Origin of the sequence: Paraburkholderia sp. EG287B (assembly GCF_040965595.1) — a bacterium.
Taxonomy (GTDB): Bacteria; Pseudomonadota; Gammaproteobacteria; order Burkholderiales; family Burkholderiaceae; genus Paraburkholderia.
In genome coordinates this window covers 111,800-132,364 of record NZ_JBFRCG010000013.1, presented here as the reverse complement: position 1 = coordinate 132,364, position 20,565 = coordinate 111,800, and the positions used below count along the sequence as shown (strand labels likewise).

Below are 20,565 nucleotides of genomic sequence, written 5' to 3'. Positions count from 1 at the left end.
CGAACAACTGCAAGCCAGGTTTCATGGTGCGATGGACGTCTGGCGCTGACACCCCGCTACGCGAGCGTGAGAACAGCGCAGTACCTGACTGGTTATCGGCGGCATGATTTATTTCTTCATACAAATTATGCGTTTTGCCGCGGGAATTTTTTTACAGCGGTGTAAGGTCGATGGAGCGGACAGCATCGGCCGATTCAACCGTGCACAGCCATGGTGCGGCGAGCGCCCGGATCAATAATCGACATGCAAGCTCGCCGGCTGGGTCTGATCGGTCCGGAACTTCTCCGCGCAAGATCAACAGGCAGTACAACTACGGAAAGGCTCGCCGCTGACACAACTTGTGGTGAAGCAAGTTGCGAAGGGCGCAGACGCGTCAGTACCGCTGCACCACTCTCTCCTGCGACCCTCGCCGCGCGGATCGATCGATTGCATTCAGGTTGGCTGATAGTACACGCCGCATGGGTGTTCGTAAGTGCGTCTTTGTGGACAGCACGTCGCGGCTGACCTATCCTGCGGCCCTCGGAAAAGGTCATTGCGGCGTGCCGTTGCGACCAGAGCGCGCAAGCGCGGCATCCCGTGCGCGTTTCCACTCGATGGCAATCCGAGCGGCACATACGCGGCGAGAACGTAACGAATGAACGGTCTCAACCGCCGCGTGCACCTCCGCACGAGGCGTAGTATCTGAATCGAGATACTCATAAACGTGTGACATGCTGACCGCCACGGTGCGGTCGACTCCGTTCTCTCCGAAAGCGGCGTCCGGGGCACTGCTGACAGGACCTGAAGGAACGGGAATCGTTCTCGCGGAGGACAAGCAAATGGCCTATCTCCCCACTCACAGCGATGCGGCCGATCATGTGTGCCTGACCGTTCGCTCAGCGCCGGGCCAACTCAGAATCGTCGGGGTCTGGCAGGCTCTCGGGCAACACGCATCGCATGCGAGGCGAAGTCACATCCATTGCAGCGGAAAACGTAATTTTGATGAACTGACAGTCACGCTCGATTCCGTTTCTCCCGCCGAGCTGGGCGACATCATGTTGCTTCTGAACGCCCAGCCGTGGGTGATTGCCGCATCGGTCACTGAATGACGACAACGGCACGCCGCTGGCCCCATCCCGCCAAGGGCCCCTGATCTGCCGGAAGCGAGCCAGCCGATCTTTTCCCGCGTGGCACAGACATCGAGGCAAACAGAACAGGCAGCTCGCGGGAACGTCCGGAAGCCGCGCGGTCGCCACTCGCGGCATGATATTTGCGCGCGCTTCGCGTCACGCGACAAGCTACCGGAGCGAGCCATGCAATTCATGTTTCAGTCTTGCCTGATCAGCACGAGCGCAAGCATCGATGACGGAAGAATTGTGGCGAATGCGAGGATCTTCGTGCCGGCGTCAGACGGCTCATTTGAAGATGATGTACACGACCTGTGCCTGGACGACAACTTCATCGACGAAAACGAAGCGCTGACCTACGCACGCGAATGCGCAATGGGTTGGGTCGAAGAGCATTGTGTCAGCGAGACCTAGTCAACACTGCGTTCCCCACCCCGCAGCCTCTCTGCGCGCGCATCGCCGATAGTTCACAGAACACGGTAACCAGAGCGAACCTGAAATCATGCTCCGCGCCGGTCGAAAACGCCCAACGAGCCTGCGCTCGCACGTTATTGTGCCGCCGCTGGGGGCGTAGCGCCCGGCGAACGCGCCGCCGCGCGGCAATGGCTCAGGCGATCCATAAATGGCGACTTCCGGACAGGCACACAGGCGAGGGCTGGACCTATTATGTCTGTCTGCGCTGCGTCTATGCGGTGGGCCGTCCAAGTTCGGGCCGTTAGCCGTTCAGCGTACGTACATCGCGGCGCCACGCCTTTCCCTGAGAGGCCTTACGGAGCGTCGAAGCCATGTCCGGCCCCCAATCGTCTTTCGTGCTACCGCTGTCCACCCGTGCCTGGCGCACGCTCGATACGCAGGAACTCTATTCCCGTCAGCGGCGCCGCCCTGACTACCAGGCGGAGCTCGACGCGCTCAGTCTGCTCGCCCGTTCGCTCGGAACCTCGAAAGTCTCGATGCTTCAGGCGCTTGTCGATACGGCGCTGAAATTGTGCGAGGGCGACAGTGCTGGGATCAGCCTTCGCGAGTTTGATAACCGTGGCATTCCGATGCTTCGGTGGGTCGCTTTGGCTGGACCGCATGCGAAATTCACCGGGCACCCGGTCCCCATCAGTGACAGTCCGGGGGGCGTAGCGATCAAGCTTGCCGCTCCGCAACTGTTCGCCTTTCCAAAGCAGCAATTCGACTGCCTTTCGGTTGTCGCTCATGAAGTCGCCGAGGAACTGGTCGTTCCGATATCAGGTGTCCCGAAGCCGTGGGGCGCGATCTGGGTCATGTCCGGTCTAGGCAACCACTTCGATAGCGAGCACCTTCGCATTCTTTGCAGTCTGGCGAGCTTCGCCTGCGCTGCGCTGACCATGAATCAGGTCAAGGCGAACGACGAAACTCGCGCAGAGCAGGCCGAAGCTGCCGCAAGTGAGTCGGCGGACGCGGAAGCCGAAAAGGACGGCTTTATTGCCCTGCTCGCGCATGAACTTCGCAATCCCCTGAGTCCCATTGAAGGGGCGCTTGAAGTTGCCCAGGCATCGGCAGTCGACGCCCCCACGCGGACGAAGGCGTTGGAGCTCGCGCGACGCCAGGTCTCGCAGCTCAAGCGACTTGTCGCCGATCTTCTTGATGCTTCAAGAGTGCGGCATGGCAAGCTTTCTGTCCGCCCGGCGGATGCCCTGCTGGGCGACATCGTGGACGACGCAATGGACTCCGTACGCGACGAAGTCAGTCAACGTCGACATCGGGTACACCTGGCCATGCCTGGGTATCCAGTGCCGGTCTACGCTGATGCTGCACGTCTCACTCAGGTCATTTCGAATCTGCTCTCGAACGCCATCAAGTACACGCCGCCGGGCGGCGACATCGTCGTGAAAGTAGGCGCCCCGGACCTGAACTCGCTACCCGCAGGCGATTCCGAAACGAGAGAGGCACGCATTACGATCCGCGATAACGGTATGGGCATCGCCCCCGACCTGCTGCCCCGGGTCTTTGACCTGTTTTCGCAGTCGCCATCGGCGCGAACGCGGGCCGAAGGCGGCCTGGGGCTCGGCCTGTCCGTCGTGAAATATCTGGTCAATGCGCACCATGGCCAGATTGACATCTCGAGCCGGGGTGAAGGCTCGGGCACTGAAGTCACCGTGAGATTGCCCATCGTTCGGCGTGGCAATGCCAAACTGTCTCCGGTAGCGACCCAGGTTCTCTCGCCTTTGCGCATTCTCGTCGTTGACGATTGCCGCGATTCGGCGGAAGCCCTCTCGATGCGACTCGCGCTGGAGGGCCATGAGGTGAAATCCGCCTGTAGCGGCGAGGAAGCGCTCTCGCTGCTTGCATCCTTCTTACCGGACGCCGCGCTGATTGACCTCCAGATGCCAGGGATGGATGGCCGCCAGCTGGCGCGACTTCTGAGGCAGCAGGGGCAATGTGCGTCAACGCATCTGATTGCAGTGTCCGGCTATACCCCGACGACGGCGCCTGAAATGACTGGAGGCGAGTTCGACGCTTACCTCTCGAAACCGCTATCGCCAGAGGATCTTGCTAATGTTCTGCGCCGATAGGCTGATGTTGCCTCAGACAGCTATGCGACCTGGGGTCGACATGACTTCTCGTGCTTGACTCAACAAGGGGACGATGATGCCGGAAAAACATCTATCCAGTGGTTTTGACGCTGACCTCACCCTTGCTTCGACAAGGCTCCTCGAGATGGGTGGCCTCGTAGAGTTGCAGATCGCTCGTGCTCTTTCGTTACTGCGTGCCTTCGACCCCGACGTCGTCCAGACGGTGCTCGCGAGCGAGCATCGTCTGAATCAGATGGAGCTCGAAATCGATGAAGAGGTGAGTAACGTCATCGCTCGCAGACAACCTGCAGCTCGCGATCTTCGACTTCTGCTGGCCATCTCGAAGTGCACCACCAATCTTGAACGCGCTGGCGACGAAGCACGGAAGGTCGCCAAGCGCATCCGTCGCATCCACGAAAATAACGAAGGTCCGGTCATCGGAATAACCGAAATCAGGACCTCCGCAGAGATGGCCATGGGTATCCTTCACGGCGCGCTGAATGCGTTCGCGCGAATGGATACTGTCGCGGCCGCGCACCTGGTGCGCGACGATGCGGCCATCGACAACGAGTTTCGGGCCTTTACGCGTAGACTGATTGTCGAAATGACTGCCCACCCGCGCGTCATTTCGACGGGGCTCGACTACATGGTCATCGCCAAAGCCATAGAGCGCATTGGGGACCATGCTAAAAACATCGCCGAGTTCGTCGTCTATGTCGTCAAAGGTACCGACGTGCGGCATGTACCTGCGGCACAGCTCGAACAGGAGGCCAGTAGCTGAACGGCTGCCAGACGGAAATCGCCTGCGGAGCAGGCGGTTTCTGGACATGCAATCCATGATGCGCCCGAGATAGCGATCACCAGTTCAACGGCGATGCCGCTCCCGAAATACCCCTATCGGCGTAGATCGAATAGGCGGGCGCGCCTGCTTTCTGCGCCCCATCGCCGTCCCGGACGAAACGCCCGCAAGCAGGGGAGCCCGCGCAGTGAGCGTCGGCCTGCCAGGCCTTCGTGAATCGTGGGGGAATTTACCACGGCTCACTTTTTCGGACACAATGGACGCTCAACGTTGCGCAACGCGGGCAAACATGGTCACGGACGCATTTCTGCCTGATGTCATGGAACCTGAGGTGCTTCTGGTGGGCGCACCAGCGCAGGCGGATCACTTTCTGCTCTCAACGCTGTGGGGACCCGGGGGAACCCGTATCCCGGTATTTCAGGTGCTCGGCTGGATGGAAATCTTGCGCGATCGCGGCGTCGATTTCGCGTCGCATGCTGCGGTGTGTCAGTACTGGCTCTACGAACAGGTGCCTGACGTACCGGCGTTGCTGCAGGCGTGGAAATGCGAGCGGCTTGCCCGCAGCACCGTCGCCCGAAGCGCGGTATCCCTCGCCAGGCAGCAAACGCTCATCAGCCAGCTCCGGCGTCGCCGCATCCAGGAGTCCGCCGCTGTCGCAACGCTCGATTCAATGCAGAAGGCTTTCGGCGTCTTCTGCGAAATCTGGGCGATGCGCTCCAAAACCCTCGACGCGTTATGTCGGCGAGCTGAAACTGCGGCGAAATCCTCGGCGCAAGTAGTCGAAAAGCGCCGACGCCGTATGCCGCTCGAACCTTAGCCTACCGAGGCACGATCTGACTCCGACTGTCGCTACTCGATGCCGTTGGCCCGGCGAATCATGCAGCGCGCGGACGGTGATACCCGTGTTCGATCAAGTCGCATGCGTAAAGCGCAATTGAGCCTTCAGGTAGTCCAGGAACGCACGCAGTTTCCGCGACGGCGTCCGCTCCTTCGGAAAAAGAGCATTGAGATCCTGCTGTGGACCGATCCATTCGGGTAGCACCTTGCACAGACGCCCCGCTGCGACTTCCGATGCCATGCTCGCGGCCATCGCCAGTCCCGCTCGCCCATGCGACGGATGCCGCGGGCTCCATTCGCGTGCCCGCCTCCTGCAATGGACTGTTCGGGCTCAAACCAACGCGCGGCCGCAGCTCGAACGGGCCGGCGACGCTGCCGCAGATGCCGCCCGCTATCGGCGCCTATGGCGCCGGCGCCGAATCGATGAACGGGATCGCGTGGACGCAGCGGGTCTTTCGGCATTCTCCGTTCACGCCGCCCTTCAACGTCGCCGGCGTTCCCGCCATGCCCGTACCGCTTGAAACGCATCCCGCTACCGCTTTGCCAATCGGCATGCAGTTCGCAGCGGGATTCGGCCGGGAAGACACCTTGCTGCGACTCGCCGGCCAACTCGAGCGGGCCCGGCCGCGGGCCAGTCGTCGACCGATGCTGTGGGCGGGCCGCCGGTCGGAGTGAGCACGACCCGAAGGGCAAGTGCCTGTCCAGAGCAAGGCGATCCACATCACCAGCTGGTACAGAAGTGATTGCAAATCACAATATGGCAGCGTCGTTTTGTTCGCCAGCCATCAGTAAAGCCACCCGAGCCGTTTTCTGCACGTATTTAACGGCGGCGCTACACTCGTGCGGTTATCGAAAGGCCGTGCCCACGGGCCTGCGCTTTGGCTTGCTCATTAGGCAACCCAGGCAGAACAGCCGGCGCGCGGACGCTTCGATTGCACGATCGAGAACGACAAATCCCTACTCTCGGAGAGCCGCTCCATGACGACGCTAACCATCAACGGAGAAACTCATACGGTCGACGCGCCGCCCGACATGCCGCTGCTCTGGGTCCTGCGCGACATCGTCGGCCTCACCGGCACGAAGTTCGGCTGTGGCATTGCACAGTGCGGCGCTTGCACGGTGCATCTCGACGGCGAGGCGGCGCGCTCGTGCGTACTGCCCGTCGCGGCCGTGGCGGGCCGCCGGATCACCACCATCGAGGCGATCGGCGCCACCCCCGCCGGACAGAAGGTGCAGAAGGCCTGGCGCGAGATCGACGTCGTGCAGTGCGGCTACTGTCAATCGGGACAGGTGATGTCGGCGACAGCGCTCATCGCCGCGAATCCGAATCCGAGCGACGCCGATATCGACGCCGCCATGGCGGGCAACATCTGCCGCTGTGGCACCTATGCGCGGATTCGCGCCGCCATCAAGCAAGCCGCGAAGGAGGCCTGAGATGTCACAGGGTCTCCTCGATGCGCAAAACGGCGCGCCGGAACGCAAGCAGCATGTCTCCATGAGTGGCCCACTCTCGCGCCGCACGTTTCTCAAGCTCGGCGCAGCGGCGGCCGGCGGCCTGCTGCTCGGCATCAGCTTTTCCGCCGGCGCGCAGGGCGACAGCCAGACGCGTCAGTCGGTCGTTGGCGGCGACGGCAACGAAGCCCCGCAAGACGGCGTGTTCGAGCCGAACGCGTTCGTGCAGATCGACCGCTCGGGCAAGGTCACGCTGATCGTCCCGAAGGTGGAGATGGGGCAAGGCGTGTACACCTCGATTCCGATGCTGATCGCGGAAGAACTCGAAGTGCCGCTCGATAGCGTCACGATCGATCACGCGCCGCCCAATGCGAAGCTCTTCACCGACCCGCTGCTGGGCGGCCAGCTCACGGGCGGCTCGACGTCGATTCGCTTTGCCTGGCAGCCCATGCGCGAAGCGGGCGCGGCCGCGCGCACCGTTCTGATCCAGGCGGCGGCGCAACAGTGGCAAGTCGATCCGGCCACCTGCCACGCCAAAGCGGGCGAGGTGCTGCACGACGCGAGCGGCCGGCGCATCGCCTATGGCCAGCTCGTCGATGCGGCCGCCCATCTGCCCGTGCCGCAGAAGGTGGCGCTCAAGGACCCGAAAGACTTCACACTGGTCGGCAAGCCCACGAAGCGTCTCGACTCGCCCGAGAAGGTGGACGGTTCGGCGCTTTTCGGCCTCGACGTGCGCCTGCCCGACATGGTCTACGCGGCCATCGTGAACTGCCCCGTGTTCGGCGGCACGCTCGCGAAGGTCGACGACACGCACGCGAAGCAGGTGCCCGGCGTCACGCAGGTCGTGAAGATCGACAACGCCGTGGCCGTAGTCGGCGCGCACACGTGGGCCGCGAAACGGGGCGCCGCGGCGCTCGTCGTCGAGTGGAACGAAGGCGCGGGCGCCAACGTGTCGATGCAGCAGATCGTCGCCGATCTCGCGAGCGCCTCGCAACGCGAGGGCGCCGTCGCGCGCAAGGATGGCGACGTGCAGCACGGATTCGGCGGCGCCAAAACGCGCATCGACGCCGTCTATCAGCAGCCGTTCCTTGCGCACGCAACGATGGAGCCGGTCAACTGCACGGTCCACGTGCAGCCCGATAGCTGCGAAATCTGGGTGGGCAGCCAGGTGCCCACGCGCGCCGTGGATGCGGCCGTGGCCGTCACGGGTCTGAAGCCCGAGCAGGTCACGCTGCACAATCACCTGCTTGGCGGCGGCTTCGGGCGGCGGCTCGAAACCGATTTCATTACCCAGGCCGTCAAGATCGCCAAACAGCTCGACGTGCCGGTCAAGGTCTTCTATACGCGCGAAGAAGATATCCAGCACGACATGTACCGGCCGTATTACTACGATCGTCTCTCGGCCGGGCTCGACGCGAACGGCAAGCCCGTGGCCTGGCAGCACCGCATCGCGGGCTCCTCGATCATGGCGCGCTTTGCGCCCCCCGCGTTCCAGCACGGCGTCGATCCCGACGCCGTGGAAGTCGCCGCCGATCTGCCCTACGACCTGCCGAACCAGTTGATCGAATACGTGCGCCAGGAGCCGCACGCGGTGCCCACCGCGTTCTGGCGCGGCGTGGGGCCCACGCGCGGCACGTTCGTGGTGGAGAGCTTCATCGACGAACTCGCGGTGGCCGCGAAAACCGATCCGGTCACCTACCGCCGCAACCTGCTCGGCAAATCGCCGCGCGCGCTCAATGTGCTCGACGTGGCCACGCGCGCCGCGAACTGGGGACCACCCATGCCGAAGGGCCAGGGGCGCGGCGTTGCGGTGATGCACGCGTTCGGCAGCTTCCTCAGCATGGTCGCGGACGTCACCGTGGACGACGGCGAGGTGCGCGTGAACCGCGTGGTGTGCGCCGTGGATTGCGGCATGGCCGTGAATCCCGAAACCATCGAGGCGCAGATCCAGGGCGGCATCGTGTTCGGCATCACGGCCGCGCTGTGGGGCGAGATCACGATCGAGCGCGGACGCGTCACGCAAACCAATTTCACCGACTACCGGATCATGCGCATCGACCAGATGCCGGCGATCGAAGTGCATCTGGTGAAGAGCGCCGAAGCGCCCGGCGGGATCGGCGAGCCCGGGACCTCGGCGGTCATACCGGCCGTGGCGAATGCGATCTACGCGGCGACCGGAAAGCGTCTGCGGCACTTGCCAGTGGGCCGCCAGCTCGTGAACGCGGGCGCGTCCGCGCACTCGGCTTGAGGGAGCGAACCATGACGAACACGATCGACGCATCCCAACGAGCCCGCGGCCTGCGCCGCGCTGCCGGCGCAGCACTCGCGCTCGCGGCATTCGCGTGCGTGAGCGCGCGCCCCGCCCTCGCGGCGGGCGCCGCCGACGCCGCCACGATCCAGCACGGCGCCTACCTCGCCGCCGTGGGCGACTGCGCAGCGTGCCACACGGCGCCGCACGGCAAGCCGTTCGCGGGCGGCCTGCCCATGAACACGCCGCTTGGCCGCATCTACTCGACCAACATCACGCCCGACCCGGACACCGGCATTGGCGGCTATACGCAAGCGGACTTCGCGCGCGCCCTGCGCGAGGGCGTCGCCAAGGACGGCCACAACCTCTATCCGGCGATGCCTTATCCCTCATACGCAAAGGTGCGTGACGAGGACGTCGCCGCGCTCTACGCGTACTTCATGCAAGGCGTGCAGCCGGTCAAGCAGAGCAACCGCGACGCCGACATCAAGTGGCCGATGAACATGCGCTGGCCGCTCAAGATCTGGAACGCCGTCTTCCTCGAGAAGGGCGCGTACCAGGACAAGGCGGGCAAGGACGTGGCATGGAACCGCGGCGCGTACCTCGTGCAGGGTCTCGGCCATTGCGGCTCGTGCCACACGCCGCGCGGCATCGGCTTCAACGAGAAGGCGCTCGACGAAAGCGGCGACGCCTGGCTCACGGGCGCCCTGCTCGACGGCTGGTTCGCCTCGAACCTGACCGGCGCGCACAACACGGGCCTCGGGCGCTGGAGCGCAGCGGACCTCGCGCAGTTCCTGAAGACGGGCGCGAACCAGCACGCCTCGGCGTTCGGCGCGATGACCGATGTGGTCAACAAGAGCACCCAGGCCATGAACGACGCGGACGTCAACGCGATCGCACTCTACCTGAAGTCGCTGCCGGCGAAGGGCGGCGACGGCGCGCCGGCCTACGCCTATGACGCGCAGGCGACGAAAGTGTCGCTCTCGCGCCCGGCGAACGATGCGGGCGCGCGCGTCTACACGGCGTATTGCATGCATTGCCATGGCGCCGACGGGCGCGGCTTCGCGCCGATGTTCGCGCCGCTCGCGGGCAATCCGAACGTGCTGGAGAAGGACGCGTCGTCGCTCATCAACGTCACGCTCAACGGCACCGGCGATCTCGTGATCCAGGGCATGCCCGCGCCGTACCCCATGCCCGCTTATGCAGATGTCCTAAGCGATAAGCAGATCGCCGATGTGCTCACGTTCGTGCGTGCGGGCTGGAACAACAAGGCAGGCGGAGTGGGCGCGGCGGAGGTCGCGAAGCTGCGGACGAGGACGCAGGCGGCGCGGTAGGAAGGGGTGTAGAAGCGATCGCGCCGGCCAGGAATACGGCCGGCGCAAGTGTTACGGAACACCTGTAGCGTTAGTGCGCGAGCGGTTGCGTCACGTCCTGGCCGAACCACTGCATGGAGATCTTCTTGAGCGTGCCGTCCTGCTTGAGCGAGGTGAGCGCGTCGTTGATCGCCTTCTCGAACTTCGGATTGCCCTTGCGGAACGGAATGGCCATTTGCTGATCGGCGCCCGGCAACACGGCGCCCGGACGCAGCGGCAGATTCGACGTCTTGATGATGTACGGCAGCATCAGGCGGTCGTCCATCGTCGCGTCGATGCGTTTCGCGGCCAGGTCGCGCAGCTTCTCGGGCGCGCCGGGATAGGTTTGCACGTTGATGCCGGGCACGGCGCGCGCCATCTGGTCATAGTTGGTGCCGAGCGTCACGCCGAGCTTCTTGTCGCCCTTGAATTCGTCGAGCGTCTTGAATTCGCGTTTGTCGTCGGAGCGCTGGATCAGCTGCGCAGCCGAGTACGTGTACGGCTGGCTGAAGTCGAGCGCCTGCTGGCGTTGCGGCGTGACGGTCACCTGATTGACGATCACGTCGAACTTGCCGGCCTGCAGCGCCGCGATGATGCCGCTCCACTCGGTCGGAATGAACTCGGGCTTGACCCCGAGCTTGGCCGCCACGGCCTTCGCGACGTCGACGTCGAAGCCGACGAGTTCGCCCTTGCTGTCACGGGAATCGAACGGGGGATAGGTGCCTTCCAGACCGATCTTGAGCACCCCGGCCTGTTTGACGGAATCCAGCAGATCTTCCGCGTGGGCGGAAATGGCGGTAAATCCCAGTGCCGATACGGCAAGCGCGCTTGTGAACAGGAGCTTCGTCAACTTCATTCAACCTCTCCTCTTTATGTGGATCATTATGTGGATGTCTGCACTGCTTCGTGATGGCACATCTGCGCCCCCCGAGGCCGCGTCGCTAGAGAATACTACGATCGGCAGCGCGATCGTAGCCCGCACAACTGAGTACATTCCCGCGCCAGGCGGCGCGCAGAACTGGACAAGCGCTGATCCCGCCGAGACCACGCGCCCCTTTCCCGAACGATACGATTCCCAGCGAATGGGAATGACATGAGAGGGTTTTCCCTGGCGATCTCCAACGTCCCGCGTGGGGCCGCCCGGTGACTTTTACCCGCTTCTGGTAATGTCACGCACATGCAAACGATCCTCTCCATCGAGAATCTCTCGAAAGTCTACGCATCGGGACTCCGGGCGCTCACGAACATCGATCTGGACATCCAGCGGGGCGAAATCTTCGCGCTGCTGGGGCCAAATGGCGCGGGCAAGACGACGCTGATCAGCATCATCTGCGGCATCGTCAATGCGAGCGAAGGCAGTGTACGCGTGGCCGGTCACGATATCCTCACCGACTACCGCGCCGCGCGCTCGCTGATCGGCCTCGTGCCGCAGGAGCTGACGACCGACGCGTTCGAAACGGTCTGGGCCACCGTATCGTTCAGCCGCGGCCTGTTCGGCAAGCCGCCCAACCCCGCGTATGTCGAGCGCGTGCTGCGCGACCTCTCGCTGTGGGAGAAGCGGAACAACAAGATCATGACGCTCTCGGGCGGCATGAAGCGCCGCGTGCTGATCGCGAAGGCGCTCGCGCACGAGCCGCAAGTGCTGTTTCTGGACGAGCCGACGGCGGGGGTGGACGTCGAGTTGCGCCGCGACATGTGGGAACTCGTGCGCGGGCTCAAGGCGAACGGCGTGACGATCATCCTGACGACGCACTACATCGACGAGGCGGAGGAGATGGCCGACCGCATCGGCGTCATCAACGCGGGCAAGATCATGCTCGTCGAGCACAAGGACGAGCTGATGCGCAAGCTCGGCCGCAAACAGCTGACGCTGCAGCTCGACGCCCCGCTGGGCGCGATTCCGGATGGGCTCGCCGCGTGGGGGCTGGAACTGGCCGACGGCGGCGCCGAACTGATCTATACCTACGACAGCGAAAACGAACGCAACGACATCATCACAACGCTGCTCAAGAACCTGAACGAGGCCGGCATCGGCTTCACGGACCTGAAGACGAGCCAGAGTTCGCTCGAGGACATCTTCGTGAGCCTCGTCCATAAGGACCCGGCGGCCGCTTCACGGCACGCTGCTACAGCTTCGGTCGCAGAAGACGGCAAAGGACAGGTAACTTCCCGATGAACCACTACGCAATTCGCGCGATCTACCGGTTCGAAATGGCGCGCACGCGGCGCACGCTGATGCAGAGCATCGTCGCGCCGGTCATTTCGACCTCGCTCTACTTCATCGTATTCGGCTCCGCCATCGGTTCGCGCATCAAGGAAGTGAACGGCGTCAGCTACGGCGCGTTCATCGTGCCGGGCCTGATCATGCTGTCGCTGCTCTCGCAGAGCATCTCGAACGCGTCGTTCGGCATCTACTTCCCGCGCTTCACGGGCACGATCTACGAGCTGCTCTCGGCGCCCGTGTCCTACCTCGAAATCGTGGTCAGCTATGTCGGCGCGGCGGCGACCAAGTCGGTCGTGCTCGGCCTCATCATCCTCGCGACCGCGGCGCTCTTCGTGCCGATCCAGATCCAGCACCCCGTATGGATGGCGCTGTTCCTGCTGCTCACCGCGGTTACGTTCAGCCTGCTCGGTTTCATCATCGGCATCTGGGCGGACAACTTCGAGAAGCTGCAGATCGTGCCGCTCCTCGTCATCACGCCGCTGACCTTCCTCGGCGGCGCCTTCTACTCGGTCGACATGCTGCCGACGGCGTGGAAGGTGATCACGCTGTTCAACCCGATCGTCTATCTGATCAGCGGCTTTCGCTGGAGCTTCTACGGGCTCGCCGACGTCGACGTCGGCGTGAGTCTCGGCATGACGGCCGCCTTTCTCGCGCTGTTCCTCGCGATCACCGCGTGGATCTTCAAGACGGGCTACCGGCTGAAGACCTGACGTTAGCGAATCGACCGGGTGCCCACGTCGAATTTCAGGCCGGCACCTCTCCCGGCGCGCCGTCGAGCGGCCGGTCGTGCTGGCCGTTCAGGGGAGCGTCGAACGAGCCGTCCAGAATCCGCAGCTTGTCGGTCATATCGGGGAAGTTGTGACCTGCCGCGCGCAGCTCGTTCACGAGCCGATGCGCAACGGCCCTGCAGTGCGCCAGCGTTTCGTGCAGACGTGGATCCGACTGCAGGCCGGTCACCGCCCGCTCCAGATCCGCTGGAGACTCGCTCAACAGAGCGGGAACGACTTCGTCCGGCGGGATCAGCGAACCGTGACTGAGCAGTTGCGCGGTCCAGTCGCAGCCGTACAGCAGTGCGCGCCGTTCGGCCCTGCGCGCCTCGTCCTGCTCGAGCGTGGCGAGGCTATGGCGATTCTTCTGAATCTCGGCGCGCCACGGCGCGAGAACGTCGGCGCGCAGCGCCGCGATCGCTTCGCCGAGCGCCGCGTTCTGCCCACCCGCGACGAGCCGGCGTTCATCGAGCCGGTCCACCTCGTCCCGGTAGCTTTCGAGGTACGCGAGCCAGTTCAACGGCAGCTCGGGCTTTTCGAAGAATGCGCGCCGCACGTCATTGAGTTCGTTGCGAATATCCTGCAGCGCCAGGTTGTCGGCGAGACGCGCCTCATGCACGTCGTGCGCCGTCACCATCTGACGGTGCAGCGGAAAGAGCGGATTGCTGTAGCGCCGCTGCAGATGCCGCTCGGCCGCGCCCGGCCGGGCGCTCCATTTCCAGTTGGGCAAGGTCTTCGCGTCGAATTCGACCGCCTGGATCATCGGCCGGAACACGGACAGCGCTTCGTCGGTGGCGTGGCGAAAGCAGTCCGCCAGCTTGTAGTCGTTGCCTTGCAGGGAGGCAACCTCGTCGCCCGCATAAGGCGAGTCCGGCCTGAGCCTGAGCGTGCCCGTGGCCAGAAAGAATTCCATCGGCAGTTCGACACTCATGCCTTCGAGGCGGAACGCGCGCTGCTCGGCGGAAACCGCCTCGACGGCACGCGCGAGGCGGTTTTCCTGATCGAGGAGCGCATCGATCGCGTCTCCCGACGACGGCTGCGCCGCATCGGCCAGCAGGCAGAACGTTTCGCGCGCCATTCTCGCCGCGATGGTGCCGTGCTTCTCGGCAAAGAGCCAGAACCAGAGGGCGAGCTGGTAGCCCTTGACCCCATTTTGGGCGATCGATTCGACTTCGGGTGTGAATGCGATGCCGGGCGCGGCCCAGTTCGCAAACGGCGGCGTGCCGGCGCCCTGGTACATGCCCAGGAGTTGGCGTATCGATTCATGCGTATTGGTGGGCCAGTTGCGCGCCTCTTCCTGGCGCTTTTCTGTCTTCCAGAACCTCCAGTCCATTCTGCACCTCGCAAGAGAGCAAGAGTCTTGGTGCGACTCGCTGCGAGGGATACTTGCACACTCCGCCGAGGGCGTAAACCGGTGATGTCCGCGCTTGCTCTTCAGGCCCCGCTCAGTTCCTGATGGAGCGCGACGAATTCGCGCGTGAGCTTGTGCGCCGGATCGAGGTGAACGACGGGCTTGGCCTGCTGATGCGATTCGCGAATCTTCACCGACGAAGACAGCCGCGACGCCAGCACCGGCAATCCTTCTTCGACGAGTTCGTCGACGAGTTGCTGCGGCAGGCTCGCGCGCGGCTGGAACTGGTTGATGACGATCCCTTCGACCGTGAGCCCGGCATTGTGGTCCTGCTGAATTTCCTTCACGTTCTCGAGCAGCGTATAGAGCGCGCGGCGCGAGAAGTCGTCGCAATCGAACGGGATGAGGCAGCGCTCGACCGCGATCAGCGCCGAGCGCGTGTAGAAGTTCAGCGCAGGCGGCGTGTCGATGTAGATCGCATCGTACATGTCGAGTTCTTTGAGCGCGTCGCGCAGCTTGTAGATCTTGTAGCGCGACTCGAGCTTGCCGTGCAGCGTGTCGAGATCGGCATGCGCGGGCATCACGTCGAGATTCTCGAACGGTGTCGAATGAATGAACGAGGTGACCTCGACCGGCCGGAAGCTGAACGTCAGCGCGGTTTCGAAGAAGTCGGCGACGTTGGGCTTCGCGTCGGCGGAAGCCGCGCCGAGCAGGTACTGGCTCGAATTTGCCTGCGCATCGAGGTCGATGACGAGCGTACGCCGGCCCTCGTTCGCGCTGATCGCAGCGAGATTGCAAACGATCGTTGACTTGCCTACGCCACCCTTCTGATTGAACACCACGCGCCGCATGTCTTCGCTCCCCTGTTTCTCTCTCAATCAATGAGATGGATGGGGATGAGCATACCCGATGCGGCGCCGCAAAAAAGATTTTTGGCGGCGGTTTTCCTGGCAAGCGCAGGTACGCGGCTAATTACATAACCGCTTCATTTTCCAGAGCCTGGCTGGTTATAACCCGTACCACCGTCGCATGCGTAACTTGCGGTGGCTGGCAGCGCCAGGACAAGCGATAGAGCCAACAGGGCTGCAAAGATGCGCCGAGCTTTCATTTGCGTTTCTCCTGTTCAAATGGATGCCGGTGCGTTAAGCATAGGTCAGGTGACTTAAAGCGCAATTTCGCGCGATTACAGAGTCTTTCTTCACGCGTGTCCCCAAAATTTGCGCTGCACCTGCATCACCTCTTCCTCGACCTCGGCTACGGGCCCGATCAGGTCCACGCGCTTCTGGCAATGATCGAAAACATAGCGCGACGACACACTCATCGTTGGGTTCTCCGCGTGATTGCCCGTGGCCTGCAGCAACCGCTCTTCGGTCATGCCGAACACCACGCGCCCGATGTTCGCCCAATAGGCCGTGCCCGCGCACATGCAGCACGGCTCGACCGTCGTATACAGCGTGCAACTCCACAAGAATTGCGGCGTGAAGTTGAGCGCGGCAATGCGCGCGAGCACGGCTTCCGCATGATTGACGGTATCGACATTGCCCTGTTCGATGAGAACCGATTCCTGATCGGGCCCGACGAGAATGGCGCCGAACGGGTGATGGCCCAACTGCGTCGCGCGTTCTGCGACCACGCTTGCGTGGCGCAAATGGCGGACGATCTGTTCACGCGTCGGCGCGAGCCCTTGCTCGGGGAATTCAGAAGCGTTCTCTTGTGGGGAAATGGTCAGGCTCAAAGCTTGTCTCCTCCTTGTGGGCAATTTCATTTCGGCAATGCGCCGTCTACGCCCTGCACGAACCAGTTCAGCCGCAGTAACTCGGCGTCGGGCAGCGATGTGCCCGCCGCCACCTTGATCGCGCCGCTCTGATCCTTGATGGGCCCCGCGAACGGATCGAATTTGCCGGCGATGATGTCGTCGCGCTTTTGCGCAAGCGCCTTTTGCGCGGCAGGCGAGACGGTTGTGGTGTTGATATCGGCGACGTCGATGGCTTTTTCCTTGAGGCCCCACCACGTTGGCGTGTTGGTCCACGTGCCCGCTTGCACCTGATCGATCAGGTGAGCGTAATAGACGCCCCAGTAACTCACGCAAGCCCCCAGTTGGGCATTCGGGCCGAAATTCTTCATATCGGAGTCCCAACCGAACGCATGCACTTTCTTCTGCTCGGCCGTCTGCATCGTCGCCGTCGAGTCGGTGTTCTGGATCAGCACGTCCGCGCCCTGGCCGATCAGCGTTTCGGCGGCCTGTTTCTCTTTGCCCGGATCGAACCAGCTATTGATCCAGATGACCTTGACCTTCGCATTCGGATTGACCGAACGCGCGCCCATCGTGAAAGCATTGATGTTGCGCACCACTTCAGGCACCGGCACCGAGGCGACGAAGCCGAGCGTATTCGTCTTCGTCGTATAGCCGCCGACGAGACCGGCCAGGTACGCGCTCTGGTACGTGCGCACGTCATAGGTCGCGAAGTTCGCGGCCTTTTTGTATCCGGTTGCATGCTCGAAGACGACGTCGGGATAATCCTTTGCGGTCTTCAGTTCGAAGTCCTGAAAACCGAAGCTCGAGCCCACGATGATCTTGTTGCCCTTGCTCGCGAGATCGCGAAACACGCGCTCCGAGTCGGCGGATTCGGGCACGTTCTCCACGCGCGTGACCTTGATCTTGTCGCCGAACTTCGCTTCGATCGCCTTCACGCCCTGTTCGTGCGCGTAGGTCCAGCCAGCGTCGCCGGGGTTGCCGAGGTAGACGAACGCGACGCCCATCGGGGCCGCAGCGGTCGCCGTGGCGCTCAGCGCGGCACAGGCGCCGAGCGCGGCGAACAGCGTAGCCACGAGGCGCAGCGAGCGCACCGACGCGCGAGCGAATCTTGTTGCCATGAGGTCTCCGAAACAGGAAATGGAAAGTCAGATACTGGTCAGTCAAAATTGAGGCCGATATTTCGATTCATTATGTGATGAATAACGGAATCGATATAACGCTCATTGCGTCGTTGGAGCACGCTATCGCCGATGGCTTCACGCTGGAACGCGTCGTGCTTGCCGAACCCGTTGCCCCTCCAACCTTTGCGCCCGGGAGACTTGTCATGCAAACCGCACTCGCCACCGATTTTTCGCACGTCAAGCCGCAGGACACTTCGTTCACGGGCGGCGGGCTGCGCGACTTCTTTGTCTATCGCGACCTGGGCATCGCCAAAGCCACGCATGGCAAGGTGGTCGCGCAACTCGTCAGGGCAAATCTTGCGCCGGAACTGGGCACGGGCTGGCACCGGCATGAGGCAGAGTTTCATATCGTCATCATGCTCAAGGGCTGGGCGCGCTTCATGTACGGCGACAAGGAAACGCTCGTCGAAGCGGGCGACTGCGTGCATCAGGCGCCGGGCATCGCCCATTACCTGTTCGATTACTCGCCCGACATGGAGTACCTCGAAATCGTGAGCCCCGCCGACTTCAAGTCGATCGATGTGGAAGCGCCCTGCGCCGTGCCCGCGCCGACGCCCTGGCAGGCGAGCCCCGCAATCTGAGGCGGCCGCCCTGGGTGGGCTATGTTGCGGCGGCGCGGCTGATGGCCGTTGCCGCATGCGCATCGGCATCGAGCAGCGCGCGCAGGGTCACCCGATCGTCGCCCATCGCCTCCGGCGCCGCGATGCGCCGCGCGCGCGGCTCGTGGTCGTGAATGGTCGAGCGCACGAGCGGATAGATCTGCGTGTCCCAGCGGCGGCCATTGAAGACGCCGTAGTGACCCACGCCCGTCTGGACGTGATGTGTCTTCATATAAGGGCGCAGCCCCCGGCACAGGTCATGGGCGGCCACGGTCTGGCCGACCGCGCAGATATCGTCCTTCTCGCCTTCGATCGTGAGCAGTGCGGTGCGGCGAATCGCATGCGGCTCCACGAGGCGCTCGCCTACCTTGAGCTTGCCCAACGGCAGGGCGTATTCCTGAAACACCGACCTGACCGTTTCCAGGTAGAACTCCGCGGTGAGATCGGAGGTGGCGAAGTACTCGCGGTAGAACACGTTGAGCGCATCCGCCCTCGTGGGGTCGCCCTTCGCCCGCTCGTGGCGCATCTCCTCGAACGAAGCGAGATGACGCTCGAGGTTCATCGACATGAACGCGCTGAGCTGCACGAAGCCCGGATACACGCGACGCTGCGCGCCGGGAAAACCGCCTGGCACCGCGCTGATGAGATTGCGCTCGAACCACGTGATCGGCTTGCTGTTGGCGAGATCGTTGACCCTGGTGGGATTCACGCGGCAATCGATCGGTCCCGCCATCAGCGTCATGCTCGCGGGCTGCGCGGGATCGTTGTCGGCGGCCATCAACGCTACGGCCGCGAGCGCCGCGACCGTGGGCTGGCAGATCGCCACCAGATGCGCATCCGGGCCGATCCGCCGGATGAAGGACATGACGTGCTCGACGTATTCGTCGAAGCCGAAGCGCCCCGCCGACAAGGGCACGTCGCGCGGGTTGTGCCAGTCGGTGATATAGACGTCGTGGTCGGCGAGCATGGTGCGCACGGTCCCGCGCAGCAACGTCGCGAAGTGCCCCGACATCGGCGCGACGAGCAGCACGCGCGGCTGCGGCGTGGCGACGTCCTTGCGAAAGTGCAGCAGCGAGGCGAACGGCGTGCGCTTGACGACGGCTTCCGTCACCGGCGTGTGCACGCCATCCACCTCCACCCCATCGATTTCGAACGGCGGCCGCGCGTGCGAGAGCCCGGCTAGCTCGATCTGCTCCCACCAGGCGTCGAGATAGCGCGCGTCGAATCCGCACGCGAGCGCGGGCCACGCCGCGAGCGCCGCGCGCGAGAACGACGCGCTGGCGCGCCCGAACCTCGTCAAGTCCGCGAACGTCTGGTAAGCCAGATAGGCGAGCAGGTTCATGAGCGCAACTCTCGATCGTTTTGAACGCGAAGCGAAGCAGGCAATACGTATGCCAGAAGCGTTCATTGGCACAGTGCTTGCACCTGCACGGCCAGGCGCGCGGGCGCTTCGCACAAAGTGGCGGTTGCGCCTTCCTGCATGCCGCAATGTAGTGCGTCGAATCGGCGCGAGCGGTGCATGCGGGACCGATGCGCGCATTCGGTGCATGCGGCTCTCTGCGCGTCGCACCGTTTGCCGTCATGGCCTCACCGTTCAGGAGCTCTCCATGAGTCAGACGAATACGACCCTGACGATCAGCAGCCGGAATTATTCGTCGTGGTCCATGCGCGGCTGGCTGCTCGCCAGACTCGCCGGACTCGAATTCGACACGGTGACGGTGCCGCTCGACGACGCGGCCACGCGTGCCGAACTGCTGCTGCTCTCGCCTTCGATTCTCGTGCCCTGCCTGCGCCACGACGGCATCGCGGTCTGGGACACGCTCGCGATCTGCGAATACCTCAACGAGATCCAGTCGCAGGCGCGGCTGTTGCCTGCGGACCGCACGGCGCGCGCGCACTGCCGCTCGGTGTGCGGGGAAATGCATTCGGGCTTCAGCGCGCTGCGCTCCGCGCTGCCGATGAACCTGCGCGGCCACTTTCCGAACTTTCGCGTCTGGTCGCGCGCGCAGGACGACATCGCGCGCATCGTGACTATCTGGCGCGAATGCCTGCAGAAGTATGGCGGCCCGTGGCTCTTTGGCGAGATCGGGGCGGCGGACGCGATGTATGCGCCCGTCGTCACGCGCCTGCTCACCTATGACGTGCCGATCGACCCCGACATCGGCGACTACTGCATGCGCGTGCTCAAGCAGCCTTACGTCGCCGAATGGATCGCGGCGGCCCAGTCGGAAACCGAGGACATCGACGAACTCGATATGGAGTTCTGAGCGTCGCCGCGCACCAACATCGGGCATGAGGGCTTGCGCTCGCAGGCCAGGCATCGGCATGGAAGTTGCATTGCCCCAATGCAGCC

Annotated in this window: 19 protein-coding genes; 13 read left to right on the top strand and 6 right to left on the bottom strand. The window is 63.5% G+C overall.

The features are described from left to right. Window positions 1-818 precede the first annotated feature (818 nt). From AB4Y40_RS24425 to AB4Y40_RS24385, 9 genes are all read left to right on the top strand, one after another. Window positions 819-1,088, top strand: a complete 270-nt coding sequence (locus tag AB4Y40_RS24425; RefSeq protein WP_368689986.1) for a hypothetical protein — start codon at window positions 819-821, stop codon at window positions 1,086-1,088. Between the two features lie 204 nt (window positions 1,089-1,292). Then, window positions 1,293-1,520 carry a hypothetical protein gene (locus AB4Y40_RS24420; protein WP_368689985.1) on the top strand — a complete coding sequence of 76 codons (228 nt, stop codon included), beginning with the start codon at window positions 1,293-1,295 and terminating at the stop codon, window positions 1,518-1,520. A gap of 371 nt (window positions 1,521-1,891) precedes the next feature. Beyond that, window positions 1,892-3,646, top strand: coding sequence for an ATP-binding protein (locus tag AB4Y40_RS24415; protein ID WP_368689984.1), 1,755 nt, complete (start codon window positions 1,892-1,894; stop codon window positions 3,644-3,646). Window positions 3,647-3,722: 76 nt separating this feature from the next. After that, window positions 3,723-4,427 carry a phosphate signaling complex protein PhoU gene (phoU, locus tag AB4Y40_RS24410; RefSeq protein WP_368690168.1) on the top strand — a complete coding sequence of 235 codons (705 nt, stop codon included), beginning with the start codon at window positions 3,723-3,725 and terminating at the stop codon, window positions 4,425-4,427. A 307-nt stretch (window positions 4,428-4,734) separates the two neighbouring features. After that, a complete protein-coding gene (locus tag AB4Y40_RS24405; protein WP_368689983.1) occupies window positions 4,735-5,262 on the top strand; it encodes a hypothetical protein in 528 nt (175 codons plus the stop codon). A gap of 320 nt (window positions 5,263-5,582) precedes the next feature. Then, the gene (locus AB4Y40_RS24400) at window positions 5,583-5,957 is read left to right on the top strand and encodes an amidase family protein (RefSeq protein WP_368689982.1); all 375 of its coding nucleotides are present in this window, start codon (window positions 5,583-5,585) and stop codon (window positions 5,955-5,957) included. Window positions 5,958-6,260: 303 nt separating this feature from the next. Then, window positions 6,261-6,716, top strand: coding sequence for a (2Fe-2S)-binding protein (locus AB4Y40_RS24395; RefSeq protein ID WP_368689981.1), 456 nt, complete (start codon window positions 6,261-6,263; stop codon window positions 6,714-6,716). Between the two features lies 1 nt (window position 6,717). Then, a complete protein-coding gene (locus AB4Y40_RS24390) occupies window positions 6,718-8,982 on the top strand; it encodes a molybdopterin cofactor-binding domain-containing protein (RefSeq protein ID WP_368689980.1) in 2,265 nt (754 codons plus the stop codon). An 11-nt stretch (window positions 8,983-8,993) separates the two neighbouring features. Further along, window positions 8,994-10,316 (top strand): cytochrome c, encoded by a 1,323-nt coding sequence (locus AB4Y40_RS24385; RefSeq protein ID WP_368689979.1) that lies wholly within the window; start codon window positions 8,994-8,996, stop codon window positions 10,314-10,316. A 70-nt stretch (window positions 10,317-10,386) separates the two neighbouring features. Here the strand turns inward: AB4Y40_RS24385 and AB4Y40_RS24380 are convergent, their stop codons facing one another. Beyond that, entirely contained in the window at window positions 10,387-11,190 is an 804-nt protein-coding gene (locus AB4Y40_RS24380) for a transporter substrate-binding domain-containing protein (RefSeq protein ID WP_368689978.1), read from the bottom strand. Window positions 11,191-11,511: 321 nt separating this feature from the next. Here AB4Y40_RS24380 and AB4Y40_RS24375 point away from each other — a divergent pair, with 321 nt between their 5' ends. Together AB4Y40_RS24375 and AB4Y40_RS24370 are read left to right on the top strand one after the other, a co-directional pair. Further along, the gene (locus AB4Y40_RS24375; protein WP_368689977.1) at window positions 11,512-12,510 is read left to right on the top strand and encodes an ABC transporter ATP-binding protein; all 999 of its coding nucleotides are present in this window, start codon (window positions 11,512-11,514) and stop codon (window positions 12,508-12,510) included. Next, window positions 12,507-13,268, top strand: a complete 762-nt coding sequence (locus tag AB4Y40_RS24370; RefSeq protein ID WP_042270119.1) for an ABC transporter permease — start codon at window positions 12,507-12,509, stop codon at window positions 13,266-13,268. The genes AB4Y40_RS24375 and AB4Y40_RS24370 overlap by 4 nt, the downstream gene beginning before the upstream one ends. Window positions 13,269-13,302: 34 nt before the next feature. On the opposite strand, the gene AB4Y40_RS24365 is transcribed toward AB4Y40_RS24370, so the two are convergent. The 4 genes from AB4Y40_RS24365 to AB4Y40_RS24350 all read right to left on the bottom strand — a co-directional run bounded on the left by AB4Y40_RS24365 (window position 13,303) and on the right by AB4Y40_RS24350 (window position 17,550). Further along, a complete protein-coding gene (locus AB4Y40_RS24365; protein ID WP_368689976.1) occupies window positions 13,303-14,658 on the bottom strand; it encodes a tryptophan leader peptide in 1,356 nt (451 codons plus the stop codon). Window positions 14,659-14,759: 101 nt separating this feature from the next. After that, on the bottom strand, window positions 14,760-15,527 hold the full coding sequence (locus AB4Y40_RS24360) for a ParA family protein (RefSeq protein ID WP_342919909.1): 768 nt from the start codon (window positions 15,525-15,527) through the stop codon (window positions 14,760-14,762). 347 nt (window positions 15,528-15,874) lie between these two features. Next, window positions 15,875-16,411, bottom strand: a complete 537-nt coding sequence (locus AB4Y40_RS24355; RefSeq protein WP_368689975.1) for a nucleoside deaminase — start codon at window positions 16,409-16,411, stop codon at window positions 15,875-15,877. 26 nt (window positions 16,412-16,437) lie between these two features. Continuing rightward, complete coding sequence (locus AB4Y40_RS24350; RefSeq protein WP_368689974.1) at window positions 16,438-17,550, bottom strand: BMP family ABC transporter substrate-binding protein; 1,113 nt, start codon at window positions 17,548-17,550, stop codon at window positions 16,438-16,440. A gap of 206 nt (window positions 17,551-17,756) precedes the next feature. On the opposite strand from AB4Y40_RS24350, the gene AB4Y40_RS24345 reads away from it, so the two are divergent. Then, entirely contained in the window at window positions 17,757-18,194 is a 438-nt protein-coding gene (locus tag AB4Y40_RS24345) for a cupin domain-containing protein (RefSeq protein ID WP_368689973.1), read from the top strand. Between the two features lie 19 nt (window positions 18,195-18,213). Here the strand turns inward: AB4Y40_RS24345 and AB4Y40_RS24340 are convergent, their stop codons facing one another. Then, window positions 18,214-19,554, bottom strand: a complete 1,341-nt coding sequence (locus AB4Y40_RS24340) for a polyhydroxyalkanoate depolymerase (protein WP_368689972.1) — start codon at window positions 19,552-19,554, stop codon at window positions 18,214-18,216. Window positions 19,555-19,819: 265 nt separating this feature from the next. On the opposite strand from AB4Y40_RS24340, the gene AB4Y40_RS24335 reads away from it, so the two are divergent. Further along, a complete protein-coding gene (locus AB4Y40_RS24335; RefSeq protein WP_368689971.1) occupies window positions 19,820-20,479 on the top strand; it encodes a glutathione S-transferase family protein in 660 nt (219 codons plus the stop codon). The last annotated feature ends 86 nt before the right edge of the window (window positions 20,480-20,565 follow it).

What these genes read in the sequence shown, in the direction of transcription:
- AB4Y40_RS24365 (WP_368689976.1), bottom strand. Translation starts at nt 14,658, where the DNA reads ATGGACTGGAGGTTCTGGAAGACAGAAAAGCGCCAGGAAGAGGCGCGC.
- AB4Y40_RS24405 (WP_368689983.1), top strand. Translation starts at nt 4,735, where the DNA reads ATGGTCACGGACGCATTTCTGCCTGATGTCATGGAACCTGAGGTGCTT.
- AB4Y40_RS24385 (WP_368689979.1), top strand. Translation starts at nt 8,994, where the DNA reads ATGACGAACACGATCGACGCATCCCAACGAGCCCGCGGCCTGCGCCGC.
- AB4Y40_RS24370 (WP_042270119.1), top strand. Translation starts at nt 12,507, where the DNA reads ATGAACCACTACGCAATTCGCGCGATCTACCGGTTCGAAATGGCGCGC.
- AB4Y40_RS24350 (WP_368689974.1), bottom strand. Translation starts at nt 17,550, where the DNA reads ATGGCAACAAGATTCGCTCGCGCGTCGGTGCGCTCGCTGCGCCTCGTG.
- AB4Y40_RS24380 (WP_368689978.1), bottom strand. Translation starts at nt 11,190, where the DNA reads ATGAAGTTGACGAAGCTCCTGTTCACAAGCGCGCTTGCCGTATCGGCA.
- AB4Y40_RS24390 (WP_368689980.1), top strand. Translation starts at nt 6,718, where the DNA reads ATGTCACAGGGTCTCCTCGATGCGCAAAACGGCGCGCCGGAACGCAAG.
- AB4Y40_RS24360 (WP_342919909.1), bottom strand. Translation starts at nt 15,527, where the DNA reads ATGCGGCGCGTGGTGTTCAATCAGAAGGGTGGCGTAGGCAAGTCAACG.
- AB4Y40_RS24375 (WP_368689977.1), top strand. Translation starts at nt 11,512, where the DNA reads ATGCAAACGATCCTCTCCATCGAGAATCTCTCGAAAGTCTACGCATCG.
- AB4Y40_RS24345 (WP_368689973.1), top strand. Translation starts at nt 17,757, where the DNA reads ATGCAAACCGCACTCGCCACCGATTTTTCGCACGTCAAGCCGCAGGAC.
- AB4Y40_RS24425 (WP_368689986.1), top strand. Translation starts at nt 819, where the DNA reads ATGGCCTATCTCCCCACTCACAGCGATGCGGCCGATCATGTGTGCCTG.
- phoU (WP_368690168.1), top strand. Translation starts at nt 3,723, where the DNA reads ATGCCGGAAAAACATCTATCCAGTGGTTTTGACGCTGACCTCACCCTT.
- AB4Y40_RS24340 (WP_368689972.1), bottom strand. Translation starts at nt 19,554, where the DNA reads ATGAACCTGCTCGCCTATCTGGCTTACCAGACGTTCGCGGACTTGACG.
- AB4Y40_RS24415 (WP_368689984.1), top strand. Translation starts at nt 1,892, where the DNA reads ATGTCCGGCCCCCAATCGTCTTTCGTGCTACCGCTGTCCACCCGTGCC.
- AB4Y40_RS24420 (WP_368689985.1), top strand. Translation starts at nt 1,293, where the DNA reads ATGCAATTCATGTTTCAGTCTTGCCTGATCAGCACGAGCGCAAGCATC.
- AB4Y40_RS24335 (WP_368689971.1), top strand. Translation starts at nt 19,820, where the DNA reads ATGAGTCAGACGAATACGACCCTGACGATCAGCAGCCGGAATTATTCG.
- AB4Y40_RS24395 (WP_368689981.1), top strand. Translation starts at nt 6,261, where the DNA reads ATGACGACGCTAACCATCAACGGAGAAACTCATACGGTCGACGCGCCG.